Source organism: Mycolicibacterium gadium (assembly GCF_010728925.1).
GTDB classification, from domain to species: Bacteria; Actinomycetota; Actinomycetes; order Mycobacteriales; family Mycobacteriaceae; genus Mycobacterium; species Mycobacterium gadium.
Genome location: NZ_AP022608.1, coordinates 4679071 through 4690832, shown reverse-complemented (window position 1 = coordinate 4690832; position 11762 = coordinate 4679071). Strand labels below are relative to the sequence as shown.

General features: G+C 64.2%; 12 protein-coding genes. 7 read left to right on the top strand and 5 right to left on the bottom strand.

All coding sequences use genetic code 11. The annotated features are described in order from the left end of the window. The 3 genes from G6N36_RS23180 (at position 1) to G6N36_RS23170 (ending at position 3283) form a co-directional block, all read left to right on the top strand. Positions 1-960, top strand: coding sequence for a DUF808 domain-containing protein (locus G6N36_RS23180; protein ID WP_163689139.1), 960 nt, complete (start codon positions 1-3; stop codon positions 958-960). Positions 961-1126: 166 nt separating this feature from the next. Further along, a complete protein-coding gene (gene qcrB, locus G6N36_RS23175; RefSeq protein ID WP_163689138.1) occupies positions 1127-2800 on the top strand; it encodes a cytochrome bc1 complex cytochrome b subunit in 1674 nt (557 codons plus the stop codon). A 30-nt stretch (positions 2801-2830) separates the two neighbouring features. Then, the gene (locus G6N36_RS23170; RefSeq protein WP_083128126.1) at positions 2831-3283 is read left to right on the top strand and encodes an SRPBCC family protein; all 453 of its coding nucleotides are present in this window, start codon (positions 2831-2833) and stop codon (positions 3281-3283) included. A gap of 72 nt (positions 3284-3355) precedes the next feature. On the opposite strand, the gene G6N36_RS23165 is transcribed toward G6N36_RS23170, so the two are convergent. Beyond that, the gene (locus G6N36_RS23165) at positions 3356-4228 is read right to left on the bottom strand and encodes a LysR family transcriptional regulator ArgP (protein WP_163689137.1); all 873 of its coding nucleotides are present in this window, start codon (positions 4226-4228) and stop codon (positions 3356-3358) included. Between the two features lie 42 nt (positions 4229-4270). Next, a complete protein-coding gene (locus G6N36_RS23160; RefSeq protein ID WP_163689136.1) occupies positions 4271-5746 on the bottom strand; it encodes an FGGY-family carbohydrate kinase in 1476 nt (491 codons plus the stop codon). A gap of 279 nt (positions 5747-6025) precedes the next feature. On the opposite strand from G6N36_RS23160, the gene G6N36_RS23155 reads away from it, so the two are divergent. Then, complete coding sequence (locus tag G6N36_RS23155; RefSeq protein WP_308205932.1) at positions 6026-6622, top strand: alpha/beta hydrolase; 597 nt, start codon at positions 6026-6028, stop codon at positions 6620-6622. A 60-nt stretch (positions 6623-6682) separates the two neighbouring features. After that, positions 6683-7735 (top strand): HAD-IIA family hydrolase, encoded by a 1053-nt coding sequence (locus G6N36_RS23150; RefSeq protein WP_235690146.1) that lies wholly within the window; start codon positions 6683-6685, stop codon positions 7733-7735. On the opposite strand, the gene G6N36_RS23145 is transcribed toward G6N36_RS23150, so the two are convergent. From G6N36_RS23145 to G6N36_RS23135, 3 genes are all read right to left on the bottom strand, one after another. Next, positions 7701-8393, bottom strand: coding sequence for an HAD family hydrolase (locus G6N36_RS23145; protein ID WP_163689134.1), 693 nt, complete (start codon positions 8391-8393; stop codon positions 7701-7703). The genes G6N36_RS23150 and G6N36_RS23145 overlap by 35 nt on opposite strands. 10 nt (positions 8394-8403) lie before the next feature. Beyond that, positions 8404-9123 (bottom strand): ribulose-phosphate 3-epimerase, encoded by a 720-nt coding sequence (gene rpe / locus G6N36_RS23140; RefSeq protein WP_235690145.1) that lies wholly within the window; start codon positions 9121-9123, stop codon positions 8404-8406. Between the two features lie 92 nt (positions 9124-9215). Further along, the gene (locus G6N36_RS23135; protein ID WP_179964850.1) at positions 9216-9629 is read right to left on the bottom strand and encodes an Rv3143 family two-component system response regulator; all 414 of its coding nucleotides are present in this window, start codon (positions 9627-9629) and stop codon (positions 9216-9218) included. A gap of 159 nt (positions 9630-9788) precedes the next feature. Between G6N36_RS23135 and G6N36_RS23130 the strand changes: the two genes are divergently transcribed. Beyond that, a complete protein-coding gene (locus G6N36_RS23130; RefSeq protein ID WP_163689133.1) occupies positions 9789-10862 on the top strand; it encodes a class 1 fructose-bisphosphatase in 1074 nt (357 codons plus the stop codon). A 13-nt stretch (positions 10863-10875) separates the two neighbouring features. Continuing rightward, the gene (locus tag G6N36_RS23125) at positions 10876-11760 is read left to right on the top strand and encodes a phosphoribulokinase (protein WP_163689132.1); all 885 of its coding nucleotides are present in this window, start codon (positions 10876-10878) and stop codon (positions 11758-11760) included. The last annotated feature ends 2 nt before the right edge of the window (positions 11761-11762 follow it).

Genomic DNA, 11762 nt, shown 5'->3' with positions numbered 1-11762 from the left:
ATGAGCGCGGGTCTGTTCGGACTTCTCGACGACGTCGCGGCGCTGGCGCGGCTGGCGGCGGCGTCGGTCGACGACATCGGTGCCGCGGCCGGACGCGCGACCGCCAAGGCTGCGGGCGTCGTGATCGACGACACCGCGGTGACGCCGCAGTACGTGCACGGCATCACCGCCGACCGCGAACTGCCGATGATCAAGCGGATCGCCATCGGCTCGCTGCGCAACAAGCTGCTGTTCATCCTGCCCGCGGCCCTGCTCCTCAGCCAGTTCGCGCCGTGGATCGTGACGCCGATCCTGATGGTGGGCGCCACCTACCTCTGCTACGAAGGCGCGGAGAAGGTACTGGGCTGGTTCACCGGACATGACGCGCATGCCGCGCCGGCCGCGGTTGTTGGACAGGACGCCGAGAAGCAGATGACGGCGGGGGCGATCCGCACGGACTTCATCCTGTCCGCCGAGATCATGGTGATCGCGCTCAATGAGGTAGCGAGCGAGAGGTTCTGGTCGCGGTTCGCGATCCTCGTGGTGGTCGCCATCGTCATCACCGCAGCCGTCTACGGCGTCGTCGCACTGATCGTGAAAATGGACGACATCGGGCTGAACCTCGCGCAGCGCTCGTCGACGTTCGCGCAGAAGATCGGTCGTGGACTTGTCAGCGCGATGCCCAAACTGCTGTCGGCACTGTCGACCATCGGCACCGTCGCAATGCTCTGGGTCGGTGGGCACATCCTCCTGCTGGGAACCGACACGCTGGGCTGGCACGCGCCCTACGGCTTCGTGCACCACTTCGAGGACCTGATAAAGCGCGCGGTCGCCGAGGGTTTCGGCGGCGTGCTGGCGTGGCTGGTCAACACCGCGGCTTCGGCAGTCATCGGATTGGTCGTCGGCGCCGTCGTCGTGGCGATCATGCACGTGCTGCCGTTCGGCAAGAAGAAGCACGCAGAAGCTCCCCGAGCACACTGAAAACACGGACCATCGGACGGACGCCGGATCAGTTGCGGCGAAGCCCATTCGGGCGAGGTCGTCGATTGTGACCGATTGGTGAACTATGCCACCGTCACGAGCGCATCTCGGGTCGAAGGAGCATCTTGGAAAGTAGCCCCGCGTAGCTTCCCAGGAGCCGACGCATATGAACTCAAAACTGAACCACATCGCCGCAGCCCAAGGCGATGCCATCGACTCGCGTTATCACCCGTCGGCGGCGGTGCGCCGGCAACTCAACAAGGTGTTCCCGACCCACTGGTCGTTCCTGCTCGGCGAGATCGCGCTGTACAGCTTCATCGTCCTGATCATCACCGGCGTCTACCTCAGCTTGTTCTACGACCCATCGATGGCCGAAGTCACCTATGACGGTGTCTACCAACCGCTGCGCGGCATCGAGATGTCGAAGGCCTACGCGTCCACGCTGGACATCAGCTTCGAGGTGCGCGGCGGGTTGTTCGTCCGACAGGTCCACCACTGGGCGGCACTGTTGTTCGCCGCGGCGATCATGGTGCACCTGGCCCGCATCTTCTTCACCGGCGCTTTTCGCCGGCCCCGCGAAGCGAACTGGGTGATCGGCTCGCTGCTGTTGATCCTGGCCATATTCGAGGGTTTCTTCGGCTACTCACTGCCCGACGATCTGTTGTCCGGGACGGGCATTCGCGCGGCCCTGTCCTCTATCACGCTCGGCATACCGGTGATCGGTACCTGGCTCCACTGGGCGCTGTTCGGCGGTGACTTTCCGTGCGGCGGTGTCGGATACCAGTGCACCCAGGACGGAATCCTGTTGCCGCGTCTGTACGCGATTCATATTCTGCTCTTTCCCGGAATCATGCTCGCGCTCATCGGAATTCACCTCGCCCTGGTGTGGTTCCAGAAGCACACCCAGTTTCCCGGGCCGGGCCGCACCGAGAGCAACGTGGTCGGCGTGCGGGTGATGCCGGTGTTCGCGGTCAAGTCCGGGGCGTTCTTCGCGATGGTCGTCGGCATCCTCGGCCTGATGGGCGGGCTGCTGCAGATCAACCCCATCTGGAATCTGGGCCCCTACAAGCCCGCCCAGGTGTCGGCCGGCAGCCAGCCGGACTTCTACCTGATGTGGACGGACGGGCTGATCCGTTTGTGGCCGGCCTGGGAGCTCTACATCGGCAACTACACGGTACCGGCCGCCGTCGCGGTCGCGGTGTTGATGGGCCTGGTGTTCACGCTGCTGATCATCTATCCGTGGATCGAGAAGAAGATCACCGGCGATGATGCTCACCACAACCTGCTGCAGAGGCCCCGCGACGTCCCGGTGCGCACCGGCATCGGCGCCATGGCGATCGCGTTCTACATCGTGCTCACGTTCAGCGCAATGAACGACATCATCGCGTACAAGTTCGACGTTTCGCTGAATGCGACCACCTGGATCGGTCGAATCGGCATGGTCGTGCTGCCCGCCATCGTGTACTACATCACCTACCGGTGGTGCATCGGCCTGCAGCGCAGCGACCGTGCGGTGCTCGAGCACGGCATCGAGACCGGAATCATCAAGCGGCTGCCGCACGGAGCCTACGTCGAGTTGCATCAGCCGCTCGGCCCCGTCGACTCCGACGGTCACCCGATTCCGTTGGCGTACCAGGGCGCTGCGATTCCGAAGCGGATGAACAAGCTCGGCGCCGCGGGAGCACCGGGCAGCGGAAGTTTCTTGTTCGCCGACCCGCCGTCTGAGCAGGAGGCGCTGACCGCGGCGCATCATGCGTCGGAACAACGTGCCCTCACCGCGTTGCGGGAACACCAGGAAGGCAACGGCTCGTCAAACGGAAACACCAACGGACATCACTGACTGCTCGACAACCCGGCGCATAATGAACCAGTGAGCTTCCACGAAGTCCGCGAGCTCCTCATCGAAGCCAACTCGGACGAGGTGTTGGATGTCATGCTGGATCTGGAGGCACTCCCCGAGTGGTCACCCGCCCATCTCTCGTCGACGATACTGGAGCGGGATCAATCGGGACGGCCGCTGCGCAGCAGGTCACGCATCCAGGTTGCCGGATTCACCGACGATGTCGTGATCGCCCTCCGCTACCACCCCGATGGATACAGCTCACGACTGGAATCCGCGATGCATCAACGCGCGCAGAACGTGCGATACACGTTGACCCCCGACACGAACGGAACGCGGGTGCGATTCGAAATCACCGTTGAACCGACCCTGCCCGTACCCAATTTCATCCTGCGGCGCGTCACCGAGGGACTCAGGTACACAGCGAGCGAGGGTCTTCGCCAGCGGGTGCTTGCGTTGCGACGCCGAAATTCGCGGGATTGATCGTCGAAGACACGATGCCCAATGGCAGGTGAGACGGCGTTGCGGGGGGAACGATTCTAAGCGAAACGGCGGTCACACCATGATCTTTCGGGCGGCCGCCTGTACCGCGTCGGTGATGGCCCCGACCAACGGGCTGTCGAGTTTCCAGCACTGCCAGAACAGCGGCACGTCCAGGTGCGCGTCGACCACCCGAGCAAACGAACCGTCCGCGAGTTCCGGTTCGGCCAGATTCTGCGGGAACATGCCCCACCCGAGGCTCGCCCGCACGGCACTCCCGAAGCCTTCTGCGGTCGGCACAAAATGTTGCGGGCGAGTGATGTCGCGTCGAAACATTCTGCGCACCAGCATGTCCTGCAGCGCATCGTCGCGATTCCACGCCAGCGACGGTGCCGCCGCCACGGCGCGGGCCGTGAAACCTTGGGGGAGATGCCTTTCGATGTACCGTGGGGCTGCGACGGCTACGTACCTCATCACGCCTAGCGGCAACACTCGGCAACCCGTCACCGGCGTGCGTTCGGTCGTCACCGCCCCCATCACCACACCCTCGCGAAGCAGTCGCGCCGAATGGTCCTGGTCCTCGATGCGGATGTCGAACAAGACGCCATCCAACGCGCCGAGGACTCCGGTGAACCACGTCGCCATCGAATCAGCGTTGACGGCCAACGCAATACGCGGAGCGGACCCGTCACCGCCGCCCATCTCTGTCAACGCCTCGGCCTCCAGCAGCGCGGTCTGCGCCGCCAACCGCAACAGGGGAGCGCCCGCCGCCGTCGCCACACATGGCTTCTCCCGTACCACCACTACCTGACCCACCCGCTGCTCGAGCGCCTTGATGCGCTGGCTGATTGCCGATGGAGTCACGTGGAGCCGGGCCGCGGCGGCATCGAACGACCCCTGCTCGATGACGGCCGCAAATGCCGCCAGCTGTTGACCGTCTATCTGCACATTAGCGATGCTAATGCATCGGTCGAATCATGAACTGTGCTGTTACTGGTTCGCTCTGTTGCGGGCATGCGATGCGACCGCGTCGTCGAGCCATCCCCGCGCCGCCAGCGCCTCAACGAAATCTCGGTAGCGTTCAAGCAAGACCGGACCTCGAGTCGGATCGGGCGTGAGTTCCACGTAGCTTCGCACCATGGCCCGCGCAGCCTCGACGACAGATCGTCCCGCAAGTGTTGAGGCGAGGACCGCCATGCCCACCGCGGGTTCCGCTCGGGCAGGAATCGAGACCGGTCGACCAATCAAATCAACTCGAAGCTGCGACCAGAAACGGTTGCGGGTGCCACCGCCGGTCATCGTCAACGGGCCGTCAGTGGGTGCCCCGAGCAGGTCAAGGTAGTCCATGCAGAGCCGCTCGACGCATGCGACTCCCAGCAACAGCGCTGCGAACATCGCCACGTCGTCCTGAGCGTCACCGATAACGAACGCTTCCACGTTGCGCGCCACGAACGGGAATCGTTCGACCTCCGCCACCAGCGGATAAGCCACGGCACCTAAAGGACTTCGCGCCGCGCGAGCGGTCAGTACGTCGAGATCCTTGCCGCCGAACCGCCGTGTGATGATGCCGGCACCACTGTTCGACGCCGCGCCGGGTAGCCACGTGTCGTTCGGCCCGCGGTGACAGTAGACCACTCCGCTGGGGTCGCGAATCAGTCGTTTCGAGACGCCTTTGAGTACCAACGTGGTGCCCAACACCGAGTTCCACGAACCTGTTTCGACGGCACCCGCGCCTAATTGTGCCGCACAGCCGTCGGTCATGCCGGCGACCACCGGTGTCCCGGCGGGGATCCCCGTGCGCGACGCCGCCGACGCACTGACGACCCCGAGAACAGTTCCCGGACTCACCACGTCGGGCAGCATGCGCGTCGGCACACCGAGCCGATCGAAAACCTCACTGGGCCACCGCTCATCGATCACGTCATAGCCCGACTTGAGGGCGTTGGTGGTGTCGGTGGCGACAGGATGTCCTATCAGCCGAGCGGCGATCAGATCAGACTGATGGCAGAGGCGCAGATTTCCTGCCTTCAGTTCCGGCCGGTGCCGCAGCAACCAGACGAGCTTGGGCAGGGCCCACGATGGCTGCATTCGGAAATAACCCAGCTTGGCCCATACCGGTCGCCCCGCCTCATCAACAAGCCGAGCCTCCTCCGCCGCCCGGTCGTCGTCGTACATCAGACCGGCCGTCCGCGGACATCCCGCCTGGTCGGCGATCAGGATGGTTCCCGACGTCGCATCGACGGCGAGCCCAGCGACAGCACCGGCATCGAGACCGTTCAGAGCTGTGCTGCACGCTCCGATCACCGCCTCCCACCATCTCTCGGGATCTTGTTCGTGTCGCCCACCTCGACGTTCACCACTAAGTGCCGCCCAACCCGATCCCGCTACGTGGCCATCATCGTCGATCGCAAACACCCGGACGCTCTGCGTGCCGACGTCTATGCCGAGCCATATCCGGTCGTACACGGCTGCGGTCCTTCGCTTTTCGAGCAATCCCGGGTGGTGGGCCAAACAACCTGAACTTCCCCCCTCCTGGGGGATGGCGGGCCTCGTCAGTTTCTTGAGAGTTAGGTGCGTGGTTGTGCTATCCGCGATGACGCATCTTTGCGCAGCCTCGACTCTAGGGATCGCGAGGGGGAGACGCTCCGTAACCATCGGAACACACCGATTGACTCCCGACGGACAACGAAAACGATCAGTTTCGAGCCACAGCCGCCCAAGCCGCGGCACCGGGGAGGAGTCGCCATGATCGAAGCATCATCACCGCCATACCGCCAATCGATGCGAGTGCTGACCCCCAACGATGAATCCCGGTTGCCGGTAACAGTTTCCGGTCCGGTCAAGGGCGGGGTCGTCATCATGATTGCGCAGGCGCCGCACGGCGCCCAATACTGCGACGTCGTGCGCGAGCGCCTGCACGTCGCGAGGTTCCAAACGGTCGTCATTCCCGCGCACACCCGACTGACCCCAATGTCGGTCATCGGATTTCTCGATCAGCTGAAGATCGCCGGTGGGCTGCTCGTGGCCGACGGATCGAGTGGCGAACTGGCTTGGGACCTGGCCGCCACCGCCCGCGAGCGGTTCACCGGCCTGGTCGCCATCGATAGTGGGCACGCACGGGTTCCCAACGTCAAAGGTGTGATCCGCGACAGGGACTGCCCGGCTGTGCAAGTCGACACGACGGTGCTGTTCAGCACCAAAGCGGCACGCGACGTTGCCCACGCGAGCAGACGACATGTGCACGCAGAGTTCCGGCTCGTAGAGGTTGCGGGCCCACGAAAATCTCGCCACTTCACCGCGCAGCTGGCTACCGAGATAGTTGTGCGCGCACTTTCACGCTGAGGGCACCCGATGACCGGCCGGCCCTCAGTGCCCGAACATTTCCGAGGAGTACCGATGCGCATGAAGCGTGAGTCCGCCATCGGGGCCGAGTCCCTGGTTGCCCAGTACGTGGCGGTGATCTGTGATCTGGACGGTGTCGTATACCGCGGCGCCACACCCGTACCCGGTGCCGTGGAAACTCTGAACCGGCTATCAGCGCAAGACATTCCGGTCGTATTCGCGACCAACAACGCATCTCGCTCACCCGACGCAGTCGTCGCTCATCTCCACGAGCTCGGCGTCGGACCGGACGGGTGGACGGTGGTCACCAGCTCCCAGGCTGCCGCAGCATACCTCGCGGCGCGTCTGCCCGAGCAGACCGTCGTACTTGCCGTCGGGGGGCCGGGGGTTGTGCAAGCACTCACTGACGTCGGACTGGTCCCGGTTCGCGCCTCGGAGTTGGCCGGTGCAACCGTGGCGGCGGTAGTCCAGGGCCTTGGGGTCGACGTCACGTGGACTGAACTCGCGGAGGTCGGATACCACGCAGAGGCCGGCGCGACCTGGGTTGTCACCAATCTCGACATCATGCTCCCGACGTCGCGCGGTCGGGCACCGGGCAACGGCGCGTTGGTCGCCGCCGTGCAGGCGGCGACGACCGTGATCCCGCACGTGGTCGGCAAGCCGGGGCCGAATCTGTTCGACTTGGCTCGCTCCACGATGGGCACCGAGAAAGCGGACACTCTTGTGTGCGGCGACCGACTGGACACCGACATCGAGGGTGCCAACGCCGCCGGTTTGGACTCCCTGCTGGTGCTGACCGGCGCCTCAGATCTGAAGGACCTTGCGTTCGCTGCGCCGAGCGCACGTCCGACATATGTGACCACAGCCCTGTCGGGACTGCTCGAGCCAGGAGTGCGCCTGCGTGCGACTCCGGAGGACGGAGTCAGCGGCCGATCGTTGCGGTCCGTCGTGACAGCCACGTGGGCGGCTCTCGACGCTGGTCAGACGGTACCCGAAGACACCGGTATGTGGCGCCGCCTCGAGCGACAGCTTGGTCTGGAGCGCACCCGACCCACCTCATCGTCACCGTGCATCCGCTCTAACGATCCAGGCGGTCGCGGAACCATTCGATGAGCGCCGGGTCGGTGAGCCCGTCTGCGACGAGCGTCGCCCCGGACAGGTCGTCGCTGCGGGTGTATGAGTTGTACGCGGCCAGGCAGCACAGGCCGGCGGCGACCGCTGCCTGCACACCATTAGCGGAGTCCTCGACGGCGACCGCGCGCCCGGGTGGGCAACCAGTTCTGCTCAGCACCTCGAGGTACACCGCCGGGCTGGGCTTCAAGTCAGAAACCTCGGTTCCGGTGATCACGGTCTGGAACCTGTTGCCGAAGACGTGATCCAAAAGCGGTTCGACCCATGCGCGGGTTCCTGTTGTCGCCACGTGCATTGCCACACCGTTCGCGGCAAGCGAATCGATCAACTCTCGTGCGCCGGGCCGCGCACCCACGCGCCCGTCTGCAACGAGACGGCGCATGATCTGCGTCTTTCGTTTATGCAGCCGTTCTGCGAGCTGCGACGCCTCAGCGCGTGACCGACCGCGGTTCTGGAGCCAGAACGCCAGCCGCCTCGCGCCGCCGGTGATCTCGAGCAACTGCCCGTACGTGTCAATGTCCCAGCGATCGGGGAGCCCTGCCTCCGCGAACGCCTCGTTGAAGGCAACCCGATGACCATCTCGCTCGCTGTCGACGAGAGTGCCGTCGACGTCGAAGATCACTGCCTCCAGGCGGCTCACCGGTCGCGGATCATCGCTGGGGCGCTCCTTGTGGGGCGCTCTCGCGGGCGCGTGCAATCAGCTGTTTGACGGCGGCCGCCTTGCCATCCGGGTACGCATACATCCACGAGCCGGAGATGAAGACATCGGCACCGGCGGCGCACGCCCCCTGGATGGTTCGGTCCGTGATGCCGCCGTCGACCTCGAGTTCGATCGGCAGCCCGGATTCGTCGATCATCCGTCGCAGCCGTGCGATCTTCGGCTCTACGGCGCGAATGTAGGACTGGCCGCCGAATCCCGGATTGACGGTCATGGCCAGAACGAGGTCGGTTTCGGCCAGAACGTGTTCGACGACCTCGACGGGGGTGTGCGGATTCAGCGCAACGCCGCTGCGCGCGCCGAGGTCGCGAATGCGCGCCAGGGTGCGATGCAGGTGCGTGCATGCCTCGGCATGCACGATGACCAGCTCGCATCCTGCGTCGACGTAGCGCCCCAGCAGCTCGTCGGGGTTGACGACCATCAGATGAGCCTCGAACTCGACGGTGCTGTGCCTGCGAGTTGCCGCGATGACGTCAGGGCCGAAGGTGAGGTTGGGGACGAAGACACCGTCCATGACATCCCATTGGATCCGGTCGACGCCCGCCTCGCACAACTCGTGTACCTCCTCGCCGAGGCGTGCGAAGTCAGCGGGCAACACCGACGGCACGATGAGCGGGTGGTTGACGCTGTCCATCCTCGTGGGCGTTGTCATGGGCGCGGCCTTTCCGATCGGGTGTGTCCATCCGATCGGATCACGCGCGCGGCGCACTCACCTACGTGGGTGGAGGACCGGGTGATAACGGCTCAGCGCCCCTTACGCAGTAGCGGAAAGACGGCGTCGGCCAACCGGATTGGGTCGATCGGGTGTGGCACCGCGGCGTCCGCCCGCGACCACCGCGCAAGCCACGCGTCGTCGGGACGGCCAGTCAGGACCAGCACCGGTGGGCAGCAGTCCATCTCGTCCCTGAGACGTTTGGCAATGCCCATTCCCCCTTCGGGCGTGGCTTCGCCGTCCAGGACGGCCAGGTCGACGTCGCCGGCATCTACACATGCGATGACCATCGAGCCCGTGGCCACTTCGCGGTAGTCGATCTCGGGCAGGTCGGAGAACGGACTGGGGCCGAGCGCCTGGATGACCTGCCGGCGGGTTCGGGTGTTGTCGCTATAGACCAGGACACGCAAGCGCGCTCGGCACTCGGCTGGCGTCACCTCGGTCACCGGGCCGATGCTAGTGCGGTTTTGCCGGTGTTTCGGCGTGACGGCCGTTGTCCCCCCGTCTATCCACCCAGCGGGGGGATGGTCCGCGCCGCGGCCGCACCCAGCATGTGATTGGGCCTTGGGTGTCTTAGGTCTGCACGCTGGAACGAGGGAAGAGTGATGCTGACCAACCACACGACGCTGGTGCGGTTTCTCATCGAGGAACGCCAACATCATCCTGGCGCCAGTGGGGAATTCAACGCCCTCATCCTCGACGTCGCTTTGGCATGCAAATCGATTGCCAACCGGATTGCGTTGGGCGAACTCGGCGGAGCGCTGGGCTCTGCCGATGCGGTCAATGTGCAGGGCGAAGTCCAGCAGAAGCTTGATGTCCTGGCCAACGATTACTTCCTGCGCAACAACGAGTGGGGCGGACAAGTCGCGGGGATGGCCTCCGAGGAACTCGATGAGCCCTACCGGTTGCCGATCGAATACCCAAGGGGCAAATACCTTCTGGTCTTCGACCCGCTGGATGGATCCTCCAACATCGACGTCAACGTCTCTGTCGGCAGCATCTTCTCCATCCTGCGCGCCCCCAATCCCGGTGTCGACCCGAGCCCGGAGGACTTCCTGCAGCCGGGAACGTCGCAAGTCTGTGCGGGCTACGCTCTCTACGGCCCGTCGACATTACTTGTTCTCACGGTAGGGACGGGCGTCCACTGCTTCACATTGGATCCTCGATTGGGTGAATTCATTCTCACCCGCCAAAACCTGCAAATCCCTTCCTGTGCAAAAGAGTTCGCGATCAACGCGTCGAACCGACGATTCTGGGAACCGGCAGTCCAGCGCTACATCGACGAGTGTCTGGCCGGCCGGTCCGGGCCGCGCAAGCGGGACTTCAACATGCGCTGGGTCGCCTCCCTGGTGGCCGAGACTCACCGCATCCTCACTCGCGGAGGCGTTTTCCTCTACCCGCGTGACTCGAAGGATCCGGCCAAACCGGGCCGTCTTCGGCTGATGTACGAGACCAACCCGATGGCATTCATCATCGAGCAGGCGGGTGGCCTGGCGAGCACCGGCCGGGGCCGGATGCTCGACGTTGTTCCCGATCATCTTCACCAGCGCGTGCCGTTCATCTTCGGGGTGAAAGAGGAAGTGGAGCGGATCGAGGCCTACCACCTCGACAACAACGACCGCCCTGACGATTCGCCGCTCTATGGCCGCCGCGGGCTGTTCCGGTCCGCGATTGGTTGACGAAGGAGAACAAATGTCCCGTCTGCACCCGATCATCTCGGTCACCGGTTCTTCGGGGGCTGGCACCACGTCAGTGATGCGCACCTTCGAACAGATCTTCCGGCGCGAGGCGATGAACGTCGCCTTCGTCGAGGGCGACAGCTTCCACCGCTTCGACCGCGCAGAGATGAAGGCCGCGATAGCGGACGCTCATGTGCGCGGGGACCACAACTTCAGTCACTTCGGGCCGGAGGCGAACCTGTTCAACGAACTCGAGGAACTGTTCAGATCCTACGGAGAAACCGGAACCGGCAAGATTCGTCGCTACCTCCATGACGACAAGGAGGCAGAGCCGTACGGACAGCAACCGGGCACGTTCACCCCGTGGGAGGCCATTCCCGATGACACCGACATGCTGTTCTATGAGGGGCTGCACGGCGCCATCGTCACTGATGACGCGAATGTCGCCCAGCATGCCGATCTGCGGATCGGGGTGGTCCCGGTGATCAACCTGGAGTGGATTCAGAAGTTGCACCGCGATAAGGTGGCCCGCGGCTACAGCTCCGAGGCGGTCACCGACACCATCCTTCGCCGGATGCCGGACTATCTGAACTACATGTGCGGTCAATTCTCGCAGACGGACGTCAACTTCCAACGGGTGCCCGTCGTCGATACATCCAATCCTTTTGTGGCAAGGTCTATCCCGACGGCGGACGAGTCAATGCTCATAATTCGGTTCCGCGATCCACACGGCATCGATTTTCCGTATCTACTCTCGATGCTGCACGACTCGTTCATGTCGCGGCCCAACACGATCGTGTGTCCCGGCGGGAAGATGGACTTGGCGATGCAACTCATTTTCACCCCGATGGTCCTGCGACTGCGGGAGCGACGGAACGCCGAACTCAGCATTCGATGAGC

Bases quoted from the DNA above. Each gene is read 5' to 3' on its own strand.
- G6N36_RS23180 (WP_163689139.1), top strand. From the start codon at position 1: ATGAGCGCGGGTCTGTTCGGACTTCTCGACGACGTCGCGGCGCTGGCG.
- qcrB (WP_163689138.1), top strand. From the start codon at position 1,127: ATGAACTCAAAACTGAACCACATCGCCGCAGCCCAAGGCGATGCCATC.
- G6N36_RS23155 (WP_308205932.1), top strand. From the start codon at position 6,026: ATGATCGAAGCATCATCACCGCCATACCGCCAATCGATGCGAGTGCTG.
- G6N36_RS23150 (WP_235690146.1), top strand. From the start codon at position 6,683: ATGAAGCGTGAGTCCGCCATCGGGGCCGAGTCCCTGGTTGCCCAGTAC.
- rpe (WP_235690145.1), bottom strand. From the start codon at position 9,123: ATGACAACGCCCACGAGGATGGACAGCGTCAACCACCCGCTCATCGTG.
- G6N36_RS23130 (WP_163689133.1), top strand. From the start codon at position 9,789: ATGCTGACCAACCACACGACGCTGGTGCGGTTTCTCATCGAGGAACGC.
- G6N36_RS23125 (WP_163689132.1), top strand. From the start codon at position 10,876: ATGTCCCGTCTGCACCCGATCATCTCGGTCACCGGTTCTTCGGGGGCT.